Origin of the sequence: Rhizobium laguerreae (assembly GCF_019778565.1) — a bacterium.
Taxonomy (GTDB): domain Bacteria; phylum Pseudomonadota; class Alphaproteobacteria; order Rhizobiales; family Rhizobiaceae; genus Rhizobium; species Rhizobium laguerreae.
Window position 1 is genome coordinate 255154 of record NZ_JAAXQT010000008.1, and the last position, 17524, is coordinate 272677.

Consider the following 17524-nt stretch of genomic DNA (forward strand, 5'->3'; position numbering starts at 1 on the left):
TTGTATTGACGCCGTAAGGACGGCGGAAAGAAGCAGCATGCCTAAATCACCTCACAGGGTTTCCAGTTGGGTGAACATGATGAACACCTCCTTTTTGCATCCCTGCCTGCATCGCATGTTCAGCGATCGAGGCGGTAATTTCGGTATCATGACGGCAATCATGATCCCCGTCCTTTTCGGCGCTGCCGGCATGGCGATCCAAGTCGGCGATATGCTGCTCTCGAAACAGCAATTGCAGGAAGCCGCCGATTCGGCGGCGCTCGCAACCGCGACCGCACTAGCGAACGGCACCATCCAAACGTCGCAGGCAGAAACATTTGCACGGAATTTCGTGGCGGGACAGATGGCGAATTACCTGCAAAGCGGAACCGATATCAAGAACACGACGGCCGTTAATGTCCAGGCAACGACATCAGGCAAGTCGACATCCTACCAGGTAACGGTTACGCCGAGTTACGACCTCACTGTCAACCCGCTCATGCAGGCGGTCGGCTTCAAGACACAGCATCTCTCGACCTCGGGCACGACGGTCGGCGGCCATTCCCAGACTCAAGGCTCGATCTCGATGTATCTCGCGCTCGACAAATCAGGATCGATGGGAGAGAACACGGCGACTGTCAATGTGGATGACCCAACAGAAACCTACACCTATGACTGCAACCTCCACTACAACAGCAAGAAAGATAAGTGGGTTTACGACAAATGCACGGGCAGCCGCACAAATTACTACACCAAAATAGAGGCGCTGAAGCTCGCTGCCGGCAATCTTTTTGGTCAACTCAATAGCGCGGATCCCAATGCCGAATATGTGCGCACAGGCGCGGTATCCTACGATATCAATCAATACCCAGCCAGCAGTCTCGCCTGGGGGACTGTCGGCGTCTCAAGCTATGTCAATGCGCTTCAGGCAAATGGCGGCACAAATTCCAGCGGCGCAATGGCCACAGCCTCCTTGTCCTTAACTGCCAAGAACGCTGCGGGAAACGACGCCGAGGACGCCATTCACAAACAGAAGACCGGACAAATACCCAAAAAATACATTGTCTTCATGACGGACGGCGACAACAACAACGATAGTAGTGGCGGCCGCTCTTACGACACCCTGACAAAGACGACATGCGATAACGCCAAGTCCAAGGGCATCGAAATCTATACAATCGCCTTCATGGCGCCCGCGGGCGGACAGGCGTTGCTGGATTATTGCGCCTCCGATGACGCTCACTACTTCCAAGCGGAAAAAATGGAAGACCTCCTCGCTGCCTTCAAGGCGATCGGGGCGCAGGCTTCCGCTCAGGTGACACGTCTGACGAACTGACGATACCGCCGAGAACAGGGCACAGAAAAGCCGCACCGGAACAAACCGGAGCGGCTTTTCCTTGTGCTCGTTCGGCGCATCAGATCGGGAAAAGCGATTGAAATCAACCCCCTCGACCCGCGTGGATATGAAGGTTTCGCAAATTTTTCGTTTGTCCAAATCCTTTGTTGCAAGTGCTTAGTAACGATGCATAAACTGTTGGCGGCGCAAGCGACAAATTGATTGAATCAGGCATAACCTCCTGAAACCAAATTAAAATTGGCGAGACCTGACGATGAACACTGTTTCCAAGCCGATCATCCCCTCCCCCGCCCCTCGCAGTTCAAGGCCGGAAATTCTCGCTGAAGAAATTATCGAACGTCTGACCTACCGCATCGGCAAGGATGCCAAGGTGGCAAAGCCGCATGACTGGCTGACCGCGACCATCCTGGTGGTGCGCGACCGCATCATCGACAAGTGGATGGCTTCCACCCGCGAGGTTTATGCGACCGGCGCCAAGCGCGTCTACTATCTTTCTCTCGAATTCCTGATTGGCCGCCTGATGCGCGACGCCATCTCGAACCTCGGCCTGATGGAGGAGGTGCGTGATGCGCTCGCCTCGCTCGGCGTCGACGTCAACGTCATTGCCGGCCTGGAACCGGACGCCGCACTCGGCAACGGCGGCCTCGGCCGCCTGGCTGCCTGTTTCATGGAGAGCATGGCGACGGTCGAGGTTCCGGCCTATGGCTACGGCATCCGCTATGTCCACGGCCTCTTCCGCCAGCAACTAGCCGACGGCTGGCAGGTGGAACTGCCCGAAAACTGGCTTGCCCACGGCAATCCCTGGGAATTCGAGCGCCGCGAAAGCGCCTATGAAATTGGCTTCGGCGGCGCCGTCGAATTCATCACCACCCACGACGACCAGCCGCGCTACGTCTGGAAACCGGCCGAGCGCGTCATCGCCGCCGCCTTCGACACGCCGGCCGTCGGCTGGCGCGGCAAGCGCGTCAACACGCTGCGCCTTTGGTCGGCGCAGCCGATCGATCCGATCCTGCTCGATGCCTTCAACGCCGGCGACCACATCGGGGCGCTGCGCGAAAGCAACAAGGCCGAAAGCCTGACCCGGGTTCTCTATCCTGCCGACGCCACTCCGGCCGGCCAGGAACTGCGCCTGCGCCAGGAATTCTTCTTCTCGTCGGCCTCGCTGCAGGACATCCTGCGCCGCCATCTGCAGCAATATGACGATTTCACCTCGCTGCCGGACAAGGTGGCGATCCAGCTGAACGACACTCACCCCGCCGTCTCGGTCGCTGAACTCGTACGTCTGCTCTGCGACGTACACGGGATGGATTTCGACCAGGCCTGGGACATCACCCGCCGCACCTTCTCCTATACTAACCACACGCTTCTGCCCGAAGCGCTGGAAAGCTGGGCGGTACCGCTGTTCGAGCGTCTGCTGCCCCGCCACATGCAGATCATCTATGCGATCAATGCCAAGATCCTGATCGACGCCCGTAAGGGCAAGAATTTCTCCGATGGGGAAATCCGCTCGATCTCGCTGATCGATGAAAGCGGTGATCGCCGTGTGCGCATGGGCAACCTCGCTTTCGTCGGCTCGCATTCGATCAACGGTGTCTCGGCCCTGCACACCGACCTGATGAAGGTCACGGTCTTCGCCGACCTGCACAAGCTTTATCCCGACCGCATCAACAACAAGACCAACGGCATCACGCCCCGCCGCTGGCTGCAGCAGTGCAATCCCGGCCTCACCGGCCTGATCCGCGAAGCGATCGGCGACGAATTCCTCGATGATGCCGAGAAGCTGCGTGCGCTCGACGTGCATTCCTCCGATCCGGCTTTCCAGCAGAAATTCGCAGCGATAAAACGCGCCAACAAGGTGGCACTCTCCAACCTCGTCGCCAGCCGCATGGGCGTGAAGCTCGATCCATCGGCGATGTTCGACATCCAGATCAAGCGCATCCACGAATACAAGCGCCAGCTGCTGAATATCATCGAGGCCGTCGCGCTCTATGACCAGATCCGCTCGCATCCGGAGCTCGACTGGGTGCCGCGCGTGAAACTCTTCGCCGGCAAGGCGGCGCCGAGTTACTACAATGCCAAGCTCATCATTAAGCTGATCAACGACGTCTCCCGCACGATTAACAACGACCCGTCGGTACGCGGCCTGCTGAAGATCGTCTTCGTCCCGAACTACAATGTCTCGCTCGCCGAAGTCATGGTTCCGGCCGCCGATCTCTCTGAGCAGATCTCGACCGCCGGCATGGAAGCATCCGGCACCGGCAACATGAAGTTCGGCCTCAATGGCGCGCTGACGATCGGCACGCTCGATGGCGCCAATGTCGAGATGCGCGACAATGTCGGCGAGGACAACATCGTCATCTTCGGCCTCAAGGCCGACGAAGTCTCGAAGGTCCGCAGCGATGGCCACAATCCGCGCGCCATCATCGAGGGATCACGCGAACTCGCCCAGGCGCTTGCCGCCATCGGCTCCGGCGTCTTCTCGCCCGATGACCGCAACCGCTATACGTCGCTGATCGACGGCATCTATTCGCACGACTGGTTCATGGTCGCCGCCGATTTCGACGCCTATGCCCAGGCCCAGCGCGAGGTCGACCAGATCTGGACCAACCAGTCCGCCTGGTACACCAAGACGATCAACAATACGGCACGGATGGGCTGGTTCTCTTCCGACCGGACGATCAGGCAATATGCAAACGAAATCTGGAGAGCCGGATGAAAACGCCGAAAACCGTCCCTGAAGTAAAGCTTTCCTGGGAAATTTCGGCAGATGAAATCACGGCAATCCTTGCCGGCTCGCATTCCAATCCCTTTGCCGTCCTAGGTGTGCACCAGGCCGGCGACGCCTTCGTCGCCCGGTGCTTCATCCCGGGCGCGGAGGAAGTGACCACCATGACGCTCGACGGTGGCGTCATCGGCGAACTGAAGCAGCTTCACGTCGACGGCTTCTTCGCCGGCCCAGTTTCCCTCACAAAGGTCCAGCCGGTGCGTTACCGCGCCCGGCGCGGCGATGCCGAATGGGCTGTTACCGATCCCTACAGCTTCGGTCCGGTGCTCGGACCGATGGACGATTATTTCGCCCGAGAGGGCTCGCACCTGCGACTATTCGACAAGATGGGCGCTCACCTCATCAAGCATGACGGCGCCCAGGGCATCCATTTCGCCGTCTGGGCGCCGAACGCACAGCGCGTCTCGGTCGTCGGTGATTTCAACAATTGGGACGGCCGCCGCCACGTGATGCGCTTCCGTGCCGACAGCGGCATCTGGGAAATCTTTGCCCCTGATGTACCGATCGGCGTTGCCTACAAGTTCGAGATCCGCGGCCAGGATGGCGTATTGCTGCCGCTGAAGGCCGATCCCTTTGCACGGCGCAGCGAGCTGCGACCGAAGACCGCCTCGATCACCGCCGCCGAGCTGGAGCAGGAGTGGGAAGACGGGGCCCATCTGAAGCACTGGCGCGAGACCGACAAGCGCCGCCAGCCAATCTCGATCTACGAGGTGCATGCCGCCTCTTGGCAGCGCCGGCAGGACGGCACGATGCTGTCCTGGGACGAGCTCGCCTCCAGCCTTATCCCCTATTGCGCCGACATGGGCTTCACCCATATCGAATTCCTGCCGATCACCGAGTACCCCTACGATCCCTCCTGGGGTTACCAGACGACCGGCCTCTACGCGCCGACCGCCCGTTTCGGCGAGCCGGAGGGTTTTGCCCGTTTCGTCAACGGCTGCCACAAGGTCGGAATCGGCGTCATCCTCGACTGGGTGCCGGCGCATTTTCCGACCGACGAACACGGCCTCGGCTGGTTCGACGGCACGGCACTCTATGAGCACGAAGACCCGCGCAAGGGCTTCCATCCGGACTGGAGCACGGCGATCTACAATTTCGGCCGCACCGAGGTCGTTTCCTATCTCGTCAACAACGCGCTCTACTGGGCCGAAAAGTTCCACCTCGACGGCCTGCGTGTCGATGCCGTCGCCTCGATGCTCTACCTCGATTATTCGCGCAAGCACGGCGAATGGATCCCGAACGAATATGGCGGCAACGAGAACCTCGAAGCGGTCCGTTTTCTGCAGGATCTCAACATCCGCATCTACGGCAAAAATTCCAACGTCATGACCATCGCCGAGGAATCGACCTCCTGGCCGAAGGTCTCGCAACCCGTCCATGAAGGCGGCCTCGGCTTCGGCTTCAAGTGGAACATGGGCTTCATGCACGACACGCTGAGCTACATGAGCCGCGATCCCATCTATCGCGGGCACCATCACAACGAACTCACCTTCGGCCTGCTCTACGCCTATTCGGAAAATTTCGTCCTGCCGCTCTCGCATGACGAGGTTGTGCACGGAAAAGGCTCGCTGATCGCCAAGATGCCGGGCGACGACTGGCAGAAGTTCGCCAATCTGCGCGCCTACTACGCCTATATGTGGGGCTATCCCGGCAAGAAGCTGCTGTTCATGGGCCAGGAATTCGCCCAGTGGAGCGAGTGGAGCGAAGAGAAGGCACTCGACTGGAACCTGCTTCAATATCGTATGCACGAGGGCATGCGGCGCCTGGTGCGCGACCTCAATTTCACCTATCGCAGCAAGCCGGCACTGCATGAGCGTGACTGCGAGGGCGAAGGTTTCGAATGGCTGGTCGCCGACGACCACCAGAATTCCGTCTTTGCCTGGCTGCGCAAGGCGCCGGGCCAGAAGCCGGTCGCCGTCATCACCAATTTCACCCCTGTCTATCGCGAGAATTACTCGATCCGCCTGCCGTCCGCAGGCCGCTGGCGGGAAATCCTGAACACCGATGCCGACATCTACGGCGGCAGCGGCAAGGGCAATGGCGGGCGCGTGCAGGCCGTCGATGCCGGCGGCGACATCACCTGCTCGATCACCCTGCCGCCCTTGGCGACAATCATGCTTGAACCTGAAAATTAGTGACTGGTGGGAGGAGAAAATGGTAGAAAAGCGCGTTCAGCCACTTGCCCGCGATGCAATGGCTTATGTTCTGGCGGGCGGTAGGGGGAGCCGTCTCAAGGAACTCACCGACCGGCGTGCCAAGCCGGCCGTCTATTTCGGCGGCAAAGCCCGCATCATCGATTTCGCCCTGTCGAACGCCCTGAATTCCGGCATCCGCCGCATTGGCGTCGCGACGCAATACAAGGCGCATTCGCTGATCCGTCACATGCAGCGCGGCTGGAACTTCTTCCGCCCCGAGCGCAACGAGAGCTTCGATATTCTGCCGGCCAGCCAGCGCGTCTCCGAGACGCAATGGTATGAAGGCACGGCCGACGCCGTCTATCAGAACATCGACATCATCCAGGATTACGGCGTCGAATACATGGTCATTCTTGCGGGCGACCACGTCTATAAGATGGACTATGAATGGATGCTGCAGCAGCACGTCGATTCGGGCGCTGACGTCACCATCGGCTGCTTGGAAGTGCCGCGCATGGAAGCGGTCGGCTTCGGCGTCATGCATGTCAACGAGAAGGACGAGATTATCGCCTTCGTCGAGAAACCGGCCGATCCGCCGCCCATTCCCGACAAGCCGGATTTCGCCCTCGCCTCGATGGGCATCTACGTCTTCCACACCAAGTTCCTGCTCGACGCGCTGCGCCGCGACGCCGCCGACCCGGCCTCGAGCCGCGACTTCGGCAAGGACATCATCCCCTATATCGTCAAGAACGGTAAGGCGGTCGCCCACCGCTTCGCCAAGTCCTGCGTCCGTTCCGATTTCGAGCACGAGCCCTATTGGCGCGACGTCGGCACGATCGACGCCTATTGGCAGGCCAATATCGACCTGACGGCGATCGTTCCCGAACTCGACATCTACGACAAGTCCTGGCCGATCTGGACCTATGCAGAGATCACCCCGCCGGCAAAATTCGTCCATGACGACGAGGATCGCCGCGGCTCGGCCACCTCCTCCGTTGTGTCAGGTGACTGCATCATCTCTGGCGCCATGCTCAACAATAGCCTGCTCTTCACCGGTGTCAGGGCCAATTCCTTCTCCAAGATGGAAGGTGCGGTCATTTTGCCGAACGTGAAGATCGGACGGCGCGCGCAGCTCAAGAATGTGGTGATCGACCATGGTGTCGTCATTCCGGAAGGCCTGGTCGTCGGCGAGGATCCCGAGCTCGATGCCAAGCGCTTCCGGCGGACGGAAAGCGGCATCTGCCTGATCACGCAACCGATGATCGACAAGCTGGATATCTGACGTATGAAAGTTCTTTCGGTTTCGTCCGAAGTCTTCCCTTTGATCAAGACAGGGGGTCTGGCCGATGTGTCCGGCGCCCTGCCGATTACTCTGAAAGCCTTCGGGGTCGAGACCAAGACCCTGCTGCCCGGCTATCCCGCCGTCATGAAGGTCATTCGCGACCCAGTCGTCAGGCTCGAATTCCCCGACCTGCTCGGTGAGCGGGCGACCGTGCTCGAGGTTGAGCACGAGGGGCTCGATCTGCTCATCCTCGATGCGCCGGCCTATTACGACAGGCCGGGCGGGCCCTATCTCGATCCGCTCGGCAAGGACTATCCGGACAACTGGCGCCGTTTCGCCGCTCTGTCGCTTGCCGCCTCCGAGATCGCCGCCGGCCTGCTGCCCGGCTGGCGGCCGGATCTCGTCCACACCCACGACTGGCAGGCGGCGCTGACCTCGGTCTATATGCGTTATTACCCGACGCCGGAACTGCCGAGCGTGCTGACCATCCACAACATTGCCTTCCAGGGCCAATTCGGTTCAGAGATCTTTCCCGGCCTGCGCCTGCCTGCCCATGCCTTCGCCACCGAAAGCATCGAATATTACGGCACTGTCGGCTTCCTCAAGGGCGGTCTGAAGACGGCCCATGCGATCACCACGGTCAGCCCGACCTATGCCGATGAGATCCTGACGTCGGAATTCGGCATGGGGCTGGAGGGCGTCATCGCCAGCCGCATCGACGATCTGCACGGCATCGTCAACGGCATCGACACCGATATCTGGAACCCGGCGACCGATCCTGTCGTCCACACCCATTACGGCCCGACGACGCTGAAGAACCGCGAGGAGAACCGGCGCTCGATCGCCGAATTCTTCCATCTCGACAATGACGACGCCCCAATCTTCTGCGTCATCAGCCGTCTGACCTGGCAGAAGGGCATGGATATTGTCGCCAACGTCGCCGATGAGATCGTCGCCATGGGCGGCAAGCTCGTCGTGCTCGGCTCCGGCGAAGCCGCGCTTGAAGGCGCGCTGCTCGCCTCCGCCAGCCGCCATCCCGGCCGCATCGGCGTCTCGATCGGCTATAACGAGCCGATGTCGCACCTGATGCAGGCCGGCTGCGACGCGATCATCATCCCCTCGCGTTTTGAGCCCTGCGGCCTCACCCAGCTTTACGGCCTGCGTTACGGCTGCGTGCCGATCGTCGCCCGCACCGGCGGGTTGAATGATACCGTGATCGACGCCAATCACGCCGCACTTGCAGCGAAAGTCGCAACCGGCATACAATTTGCCCCCGTGACGGAAACGGGCATGCTACAGGCAATCCGCCGTGCGATGCATTTTTACCAGGACCGAAAACTCTGGACCCAATTGCAAAAGCAGGGCATGAAATCGGATGTCTCCTGGGAGAAGAGCGCCGAACGCTACGCTGCCCTCTATTCAAGCCTCGTCTCGAAAGGCATGTGACCTAAAATGATCAAGTCCGTCTCCACCACCCCCTATCTGGACCAGAAACCCGGCACGTCGGGCCTGCGCAAGAAGGTTCCGGTCTTCCAGCAGCCGAACTATGCGGAGAACTTCATCCAGTCGATCTTCGATTCGCTGGAAGGCTACCAGGGCAAGTGCCTCGTCATCGGCGGCGACGGACGCTACTATAATCGCGAAGTCATCCAGAAGGCGGTCAAGATGTCCGCGGCCAATGGCTTCGGCAAGGTCATGGTCGGCAAGGGCGGTATTCTGTCGACGCCGGCCGCCTCTCACATCATCCGCAAATACAAGGCTTTCGGCGGCATCATCCTCTCCGCCAGCCACAATCCCGGCGGCCCGACCGAAGATTTCGGCATCAAATACAACATCAACAATGGCGGCCCGGCGCCGGAAAAGATCACCGACGCGATCTATGCGCGCTCCAAGACGATCGACAGCTACAAGATCGCCGATTTCGCCGACGTCAATCTCGACCGCATCGGCAAGGACGAGCTTCCCGGCGGCACGATTCTCTCGGTCATCGACCCGGTCGAGGACTATGCCGCGCTGATGGAAGAGCTGTTCGATTTCGGCGCCATCCGCAATCTGATCAGCCTCGGCTTCCGCATTGCCTTCGATGGGATGAGCGCCGTCACCGGCCCCTATGCCAAGGAAATCTTCGAAAATCGTCTCGGCGCTCCCTCGGGTTCGGTGCGCAATTTCATGCCGCTGCCGGATTTCGGCGGCCATCACCCGGACCCGAACCCGGTGCACTGCAAGGAGCTCTTCGATGAGATGATGGGCGATGACGCGCCCGATTTCGGCGCCGCTTCCGACGGCGACGGCGACCGCAATCTCATTATCGGTCGTGGCATCTTCGTCACGCCTTCCGACAGCCTGGCGATCCTCGCCGCCAATGCCAATCTCGCGCCCGGCTATTCCGGCGGCCTTGCCGGCATCGCCCGTTCGATGCCGACATCGGGTGCTGCCGACCGCGTCGCCGAAAAGCGCGGCATCGGCATGTACGAGACGCCGACCGGCTGGAAGTTCTTCGGCAACCTGCTCGACGCCGGCATGGCGACGATCTGCGGTGAGGAAAGCTCCGGCACCGGCTCCAGTCACGTCCGCGAAAAGGATGGCCTCTGGGCCGTGCTGCTATGGCTGAACATTCTTGCCGTGCGCGGCGAGAGCGTCGCCGATATCGTCACCCAGCACTGGCAGACCTACGGCCGCAATTATTATTCGCGCCATGATTACGAAGGCCTCGACACCGATGCGGCGAACGGCCTGGTGGATAATCTCCGCAGCCAGCTTCCCACCCTGCCCGGCAAGAGCTTCGGCAGCCTGAAGGTGGAGAAGGCGGACGACTTCGCCTATCACGATCCGATCGACAAATCGGTGAGTGACCACCAAGGTGTCCGTGTGCTCTTCGAGGGCGGTTCGCGCGTCGTCTTTCGCCTGTCCGGCACCGGCACGTCTGGCGCAACCTTGCGTGTCTATATCGAGCGCTACGAGCCGGATTCGACTCGCCACAACATCGAAACGCAGGAAGCGCTCGCCGATCTGATCGCCGCCGCCGAAAGCATAGCCAGCATTCGTGAACGCACGGGACGCGATGCGCCAACCGTGATCACCTGATCCGGGGGGGAAACATGCGGGGAAGCAGTTCGGCGCAGGCCGGCGCGATCGTCTTCGAGACCGGCGTCGAATTTGCCGTGTGGTCGCATCATGCCGCACAAATCGAACTCTGCCTCTTCGAGGATGACGGCCACAGGGAATTCGCGCGCCTGCCGATGGCGCGCGACAGCAACTACTTCCATCATCTCTTTGTCGACGGACTGAAGGAGGGCGCGCGCTACGGCTATCGCGCCGACGGTATCTATGCGCCCGATAACGGCCTCTGGTACGATCCTTCCAAACTGCTGATCGATCCCTACGCCAAGGAGATCGACAGGCCGTTCCGCTACGATCCCCGCCTCGGCATCTATGGCGAGGACAGCCAGGATCTGATGCCGAAGGCGATTGTCACCACGGATACCCGAGCCGCGATCGGCAAGCCGCTGTTCAAGCCGGGCGGCTTTATCTATGAGGTGGCGGTGCGGCCCTTCACCATTCTTCATCCCGACGTACCGGAGGCTCAACGCGGCACGGTCGCAGCGCTTGCCCATCCTTCCGTCGTCGCGCATCTGAAGCGGATCGGTGTCGACGCTGTCGAACTAATGCCGATCACCGCCTGGATCGACGAACGCCATCTGCCGCCGCTCGGCCTCACCAACGGCTGGGGCTACAATCCCGTCGCCTTCATGGCGCTCGATCCGCGGCTCGTCCCCGGCGGCATGACGGAGCTGCGCGAGACGGTCGCGGCCCTCCATGCCGAAGGTATCGCCGTCATCCTCGACCTCGTCTTCAATCATACCGGCGAGAGCGACCGTTACGGCGCGACGCTGTCGCTGCGCGGCCTCGACAACCTGCATTATTATCGCCACGCTCAGAATTGCCCGGGCGAACTCGTCAACGACACAGGCACCGGCAACACGCTCGCCTGCGATCATCCCGAAGTTCGCCGCCTCGTGATCGACAGCCTGCGCCATTTCGTGCTCAACGCCGGCGTTGACGGTTTTCGGTTCGATCTCGCCCCCGTGCTCGGCCGCACCGCGACGGGCTTCGAACGCGACGGAACACTGGCCGCGATCCTCTCCGACGATGTGCTTGCCGACCGGATCATGATCGCCGAACCCTGGGATATCGGCCCCGGCGGCTACCAGCTCGGCAATTTCCCGCCGCCCTTCCTTGAATGGAATGACCGGGTTCGCGACGACCTGCGCTGCTACTGGCGCGGCGACGATTGGAAGACCGGCGCGCTGGCAACCGCACTCGCCGGCTCCTCCGACATCTTCTCCCGCAACGGCGGCAAGGAAACGCGCAGCGTCAATTTCCTCGCCGCCCATGACGGCTTCACGCTGATCGATCTCGTCTCCTACGCCGGAAAGCACAACGACGCCAACGGCGAACACAATCGCGACGGCCATAACGAGAACCATTCCTGGAACAATGGTGTCGAAGGCGAAACCGTCTATCCGACGATCCGCAAGCGCCGCCGGGACGATGTGATGGCGCTGATCTCAACGCTCTTTGCCACCCGCGGCAGCATCATGCTGACGGCGGGCGACGAGGGCGGCCGCAGCCAGCACGGCAACAACAACGCCTATTGCCAGGACAACGAGATCACCTGGCTGGACTGGAAGGCGTTGGACAGGGATCTCATTGCCCACACCGCCTTCGTTGCCGGGCTGCGCCGCCGCTTCACCGTTTTCTCCGAACCGGGCTTCCTGTCAGGAAACGGCGATGTCGAATGGATTTCGCTCTCCGGTGAGCCGATGACCGTTGCCGAATGGGAGACGCCGTCGCTCTCCACCCTCGGCATGCTGTTGTCGACCGGTGACCGCTCCTCTCGCGGCGGGCAGACCCGGCTCGGTGTGCTTTTCAATCGCTCGGGGAGCCGCCAATTTTTCACGCTGCCTTCTGAGGGCGAACCGGACTGGCGCCAGTTGGCCCCGGATGGAGTGAAGAAAACCGGTGGCCGCGCAATCGTCGAGCCGCGCTCGATTGCCTTTTTCGTAGAAAATTGACCGCCTCCCCTCGCTTGCGCAAATCCTTGTCGCAATCGTCACAAATGCACGATAAGGCTTTGCCGCGGCGGCTAATTTCACGAGGAATTCATGGTCACGGAAATTTCTCTCTCCGACGTGCGGGGATTGATCGGCATGGAGACGGGCCTTTCGGATTGGGTCACCGTCGACCAGACGATGATCGACGCCTTCGCGTCGGCGACCGACGACCATCAGTTCATCCACGTCGATCCTGAGCGCGCGGCGGCCGAGAGCCCGTTCGGCGGTACCATCGCCCACGGCTTCCTGACCCTGTCTCTGCTGTCGACGATGAACTACAACTGCCTGCCGAAAGTGCGCGAACAGACCCTCGGCATCAATTACGGCTTCGATCGCGTCCGCTTCATGACGCCGGTGAAAAGCGGCGCCCGTGTCCGCGGCCGGTTCCTGCTTTCCGAAGCCCGCTTCCGCGGCGCCGGCATGCTGATGACCACCTATGACGTCACGATCGAGATCGAAAACGAGAAGAAGCCGGCGCTGACGGCAAAATGGATCACCATCATCCAATTCGACCCGAAGGACCGTCCCGAGGACGTCTGAACAAGACTGCTTTTGTTACTCGGCTGAATTGAACACGGCTTCGAGAGCGTGTCCGTCGAGATCCATGACGAACGCAGCATAATAGTGTTCACCGTAATGGGGCCGCAGGCCGGGGCGGCCATTGTCACTGCCGCCATGCGCGATTGCCGCCGCATGAAACCGATCGACCGCCTGCCGATTCGGAGCAGCAAATGCGAGATGAAAGCCGGGACCGGGCGCACGCTGGCCATCCGGGCGATGCTTGATCGCCAGTTTATCTCCGCCGCCGGGAAGGCCGTAGCCGACGGCCTGCCCCGTTTGTCCCGGCCTGATATCGTCCCAGACCCTGACATAACCGAGCGCGGCGAGGGCGGCATCGTAAAATGCCGCAGACCACTCGATGTCGGAAACGCCGAGGGAGGCATGGTGCAGCATTCGCTTACTCCTTGAATGAGCACACGCCCGCGATGGCTGAGACTCAGTGCCCCGCGTCTTCAGCCGCCTCGTTCAGCAGCCCGAAGACATAATCCGAAAACGACCGCCAGCACTCCACTCGGAACGTGTCTTCTTCCGTACGGAAAAGAACGATTTCCGCTTTGCCGAACACCGTGCGCGATGCAGCCCCTACCGGAAAGGAAGAAAGCGACAGATCCTGCGGGCAACCGGCCGAAAGCGTCGCCTCCGAACCCGGTCCCGAGACGATGATCGCGACATTGCGGTGGGAAACGTCGGTCGCCGAATGCAGCGTGCCGGCACCGGAAAGTGTTGCCATCAGATCGGCGCCGGCCTCGTCGATCACCAACCACTCGTCCGGCCCAATCCAGAGCGCCGATCGGGCGCCGGCCCGGCCGGATGTCTTCGGGGCATCCGGCAGCGCCAGGCCGAGAGCAGAGGAAAGTGCTGCAAGCGATTCCGCCGGCGCGCGCAGCGCCACCCGGCTGGCAGTGGGAGCGGTCGTCAGCCGCACCGCTGCGGAGCCGCCGAAACGTCCGGCAAGCGCCGGTTTGCGAATTGCGACATCAGCCATGGATGCGGCCCCCTTCCTTGTCAAAGAATACCAGATCCGTCACTTCGACGGCGATCGTCCGGTCCGGCATCGGCACATAGAGCGTCTCGCCCATCCGCGCCCGGCCGCCGGCGACGAGCGCAAACGCGATCGACCGGCCGCAATTTTCCGACCAATAGGCCGATGTGACGTGGCCGAGCATGGTCATCGGCTTCGGCTCGTTCGGGCTCGCGACGATCTGCGCGCCTTCTTCGAGCACCAGCTTCGGATCTTTGGTGACGAGGCCGACGAGCTGCTTGCGTCCGTCCCTGACGAGGTCCGGCCGCTTCAGCCCGCGAATGCCGACGAAATCCGTCTTTTTCTTCGAAACCGCCCAGGAAAGTCCGGCGTCATCGGGGGTCACGGTCCCATCGGTATCCTGCCCGACGATGATGTAACCCTTCTCGGCGCGAAGAACGTGCATCGTCTCCGTACCGTAGACGCAGGCACCGAGCGGTTCGGCATTGGCCCAGACCGCTTCGAGCACCGACTGGCCGTAATCGGCCGGCACATTGATTTCGAAGCCGGTTTCGCCGGTGAAGGAGACGCGGAAGAGCCGTGCCGGCACCCCGCAGACCGTGCACTCGGCAACGCTCATATGCGGGAAGGCTTCGTTCGAAAGATCGAGTCCTTCGACCAGCGGCGCGACGATCTCGCGCGCCTTCGGTCCCTGCACGGCGATGACAGCCCATTGTTCGGTTACCGAGGTCAGCCAAACCTTCAGATGCGGGAATTCCGTCTGCAGGTAATCTTCCATGTGATGGAGAACACGCGGCGCGCCGCCGGTCGTCGTCGTCACATGAAAACGGTCGTCCGCCAGGCGTCCGACAACGCCGTCGTCATAAACGAAGCCGTCCTCGCGGGTCATGATACCGTAGCGGGCCTTGCCGGGCTTCAGCGTATCCCAGGCATTGGTGTAGATGAGGTTTAGGAATTCCGCCGCATCCGGTCCCACCACCTCGATCTTGCCGAGCGTCGAGGCGTCGAAGATACCGGCCGCCTCGCGTGCCGTCCGGCATTCGCGAGCGACCGCCTGGTGCATGCTCTCGCCGGCCTGTGGATAGAACCAGGCGCGCTTCCAGTTGCCGACATCCTCGAAGACCGCGCCATGAGCTTCTTCCCAGGCGTGCAGCGGCGTCTTGCGTGTCGGATCGAACAGCTCTCCGCGCGAATGGCCGACCAGCGTACCATAGGTGACCGGCGTATAGGGCGCACGGAAAGTGGTGAGCCCGACCTGCGGGATTTCCTTGCCGAGCATTTCGGCGGCAATCGCCAGGCCATGCATGTTGGAGAGCTTGCCTTGGTCCGAGGCCATACCGTTGGTCGTGAAGCGCTTGATATGCTCGATCGAATGCATGCCCTCGCGCACGGCAAGGCGGATATCCTTGGCGCAGACGTCGTGCTGGAAGTCGATGAAGGCCTTGGCATTGGTCTTCGGCCCGGCGCCTTCGGCAGCGCCGATCATGCCGCCCGTCCAGTCATAAGCCTGCTCGGCCGAAATTGCGATCTTCTCGCCGCTGCTTCTGCCGGTGGCCTGCGCCATCAGCTCGCCGGCGGCAAGCGATTCCTCGATCGTCCGCTGCAGATCGTCGGTGCCGTTGCAGGCGCCGACCGAGAGGCAGTCCTGCGCATAGGAGCCGGGCAGGAAACGCTGGCTTTCTGCATCGAAGGCCACTTTGCCGCGCGACTGCGAGAACAGATGGACGGACGGCGTCCAGCCGGCCGAAACCAGCAGCGCATCGACCGCGATCTTGCGCGGCGAACTGCCGCCGTTGCGAGCCACCGTCATCGACGAGATGCGCAGCCGCCCCGACGTGTTGACGACCGATTGGCCGGCCAGAACATCGATGCCGAGCGCACGCGCCTCCGCCAGCACTGCCGCTCCCGGCGCCTGCCTGCTATCGACGATGGCGGCAATCGAAACACCCGATCGTTTCAGATCGAAGGCCGCCTCGTAGGCCGAATCATGCGCCGTGTAGATGCCGACCTTGGTCCCGACGGCGACGCCGTAATGATTGAGATACATCCGCCCCGCCGAGGCGAGCATGATGCCCGGCCGGTCGTTGTTCGGAAATACCATGTGCCGCTCGATCGCACCGGTGGCAAGGATCACGCGCTTCGCCCGGACCTGCCAAAGCCGCTCGCGCGGCAGATCGCGGGTAGGTTTGGCGATATGATCGGTGACGCGCTCGGCAAGACCGACGAAATTGTGGTTGTAGTAGCCGAAAGCTGTCGTGCGGACCAGCACCTCGACATTGTCCATCGCCTTCAGCCGCGCCACGGTCTTCTGCGCCCAGCTATTGCCGTCCTCGCCGTCGATCCTGATGCTGGCGCCGTAACGCAATGCGCCGCCCGCTTCCGCCTGCTCGTCGCAAAGGATCACCCGGGCACCGGTCTCGGCCGCAGCCAGCGCCGCCGAAAGCCCGGCCACGCCGGCGCCGACCACCAGCACGTCGCAATGCGCATAGCGGCTGGCATAGTGGTCCGGATCCTCCTCCGTCGGCGCGACGCCGAGGCCGGCGGCGCGGCGGATGAATGGTTCATAGACGTGTTTCCAGGCGGCGCGCGGCCACATGAAGGTCTTGTAGTAGAAACCGGCCGCGAAGAACGGCGACATCAGGTTGTTGACCGCGCCGATGTCGAAGGCAAGCGAGGGCCAGCGGTTCTGCGAGCTGACGATCATGCCGTCGAAGACTTCCTGCACGGTGGCGCGCACGTTCGGCTGTTTGCGCGCCGTATCGCGGGAAACGTCGATAAGCGCATTCGGCTCCTCGGCGCCCGCGGACAGAATGCCCCGGGCCCGGTGATATTTGAACGAACGACCGACAAGATGCACGCCATTGGCGATCAGCGCCGAGGCGACGGTATCGCCTTCGAGCGCTGTATAGCTCTTGCCGTCGAAGCTGAAGCGCGCGGTTCTGGCCGGTGTCAGGCGCCCCTTGCCGGCGATACGGTTCACGCCGCTCATTGCGCCTCTCCTTCCACGGCTTCATATGTTTCGACAGGCCCATGCTGCTGGGCCGCCGTGCCGATCTCAGGCTTCGGCTCACCCGCCTTGTAGGTCACGATGAACTTGTCGGTCACCGTATCGCGCGCCGCATTGAAGAAGCGCCCGCAGCCGTGGATGTGCCGCCAGCGTTCGAAGATCAGCCCCTTCGGATTGTCGCGCAGAAAGAAATAGGCCTCGAATTCCTCGTCCGAGATCGAGGCGATGTCGGCGGGCCGCGCGATATGCGCGTCACCCGCGCCACGGAATTCGAGCTCGGAGCGCTCTTCCTGACAGTAGGGGCAATAGATCAGCAGCATGT

Annotated in this window: 12 protein-coding genes; 8 read left to right on the forward strand and 4 right to left on the reverse strand. The window is 61.7% G+C overall.

Annotation, left to right across the window (positions count from 1 at the left end):
- Positions 1-79 precede the first annotated feature (79 nt).
- The 8 genes from HFO71_RS24255 to HFO71_RS24290 all read left to right on the forward strand — a co-directional run bounded on the left by HFO71_RS24255 (position 80) and on the right by HFO71_RS24290 (position 13192).
- On the forward strand, positions 80-1315 hold the full coding sequence (locus tag HFO71_RS24255) for a pilus assembly protein (protein WP_168258658.1): 1236 nt from the start codon (positions 80-82) through the stop codon (positions 1313-1315).
- A 274-nt stretch (positions 1316-1589) separates the two neighbouring features.
- The gene (locus HFO71_RS24260) at positions 1590-4052 is read left to right on the forward strand and encodes a glycogen/starch/alpha-glucan phosphorylase (protein WP_221988535.1); all 2463 of its coding nucleotides are present in this window, start codon (positions 1590-1592) and stop codon (positions 4050-4052) included.
- On the forward strand, positions 4049-6256 hold the full coding sequence (gene glgB, locus HFO71_RS24265) for a 1,4-alpha-glucan branching protein GlgB (RefSeq protein ID WP_221968320.1): 2208 nt from the start codon (positions 4049-4051) through the stop codon (positions 6254-6256). Before HFO71_RS24260 ends, glgB begins: the two co-directional genes overlap by 4 nt.
- Before the next feature lie 19 nt (positions 6257-6275).
- Positions 6276-7538 carry a glucose-1-phosphate adenylyltransferase gene (gene glgC, locus HFO71_RS24270; protein ID WP_027667781.1) on the forward strand — a complete coding sequence of 421 codons (1263 nt, stop codon included), beginning with the start codon at positions 6276-6278 and terminating at the stop codon, positions 7536-7538.
- A 3-nt stretch (positions 7539-7541) separates the two neighbouring features.
- On the forward strand, positions 7542-8984 hold the full coding sequence (glgA, locus tag HFO71_RS24275) for a glycogen synthase GlgA (protein WP_131664426.1): 1443 nt from the start codon (positions 7542-7544) through the stop codon (positions 8982-8984).
- Between the two features lie 6 nt (positions 8985-8990).
- The gene (locus HFO71_RS24280; RefSeq protein WP_168343371.1) at positions 8991-10622 is read left to right on the forward strand and encodes an alpha-D-glucose phosphate-specific phosphoglucomutase; all 1632 of its coding nucleotides are present in this window, start codon (positions 8991-8993) and stop codon (positions 10620-10622) included.
- Between the two features lie 14 nt (positions 10623-10636).
- Complete coding sequence (glgX, locus tag HFO71_RS24285; RefSeq protein WP_221968317.1) at positions 10637-12613, forward strand: glycogen debranching protein GlgX; 1977 nt, start codon at positions 10637-10639, stop codon at positions 12611-12613.
- A gap of 90 nt (positions 12614-12703) precedes the next feature.
- Positions 12704-13192, forward strand: a complete 489-nt coding sequence (locus HFO71_RS24290) for a MaoC family dehydratase (protein ID WP_027667785.1) — start codon at positions 12704-12706, stop codon at positions 13190-13192.
- A gap of 15 nt (positions 13193-13207) precedes the next feature.
- On the opposite strand, the gene HFO71_RS24295 is transcribed toward HFO71_RS24290, so the two are convergent.
- From HFO71_RS24295 to HFO71_RS24310, 4 genes are read right to left on the reverse strand one after another with little or no spacing between them, the layout of a single operon-like run.
- Complete coding sequence (locus tag HFO71_RS24295; RefSeq protein WP_077979486.1) at positions 13208-13606, reverse strand: VOC family protein; 399 nt, start codon at positions 13604-13606, stop codon at positions 13208-13210.
- A 43-nt stretch (positions 13607-13649) separates the two neighbouring features.
- The gene (locus HFO71_RS24300; protein ID WP_077979485.1) at positions 13650-14198 is read right to left on the reverse strand and encodes a sarcosine oxidase subunit gamma; all 549 of its coding nucleotides are present in this window, start codon (positions 14196-14198) and stop codon (positions 13650-13652) included.
- Positions 14191-17184, reverse strand: coding sequence for a sarcosine oxidase subunit alpha (locus HFO71_RS24305; RefSeq protein ID WP_131641695.1), 2994 nt, complete (start codon positions 17182-17184; stop codon positions 14191-14193). Before HFO71_RS24305 ends, HFO71_RS24300 begins: the two co-directional genes overlap by 8 nt.
- A complete protein-coding gene (locus tag HFO71_RS24310; protein ID WP_017962117.1) occupies positions 17181-17522 on the reverse strand; it encodes a sarcosine oxidase subunit delta in 342 nt (113 codons plus the stop codon). The genes HFO71_RS24305 and HFO71_RS24310 overlap by 4 nt, the downstream gene beginning before the upstream one ends.
- Positions 17523-17524: the final 2 nt, after the last annotated feature.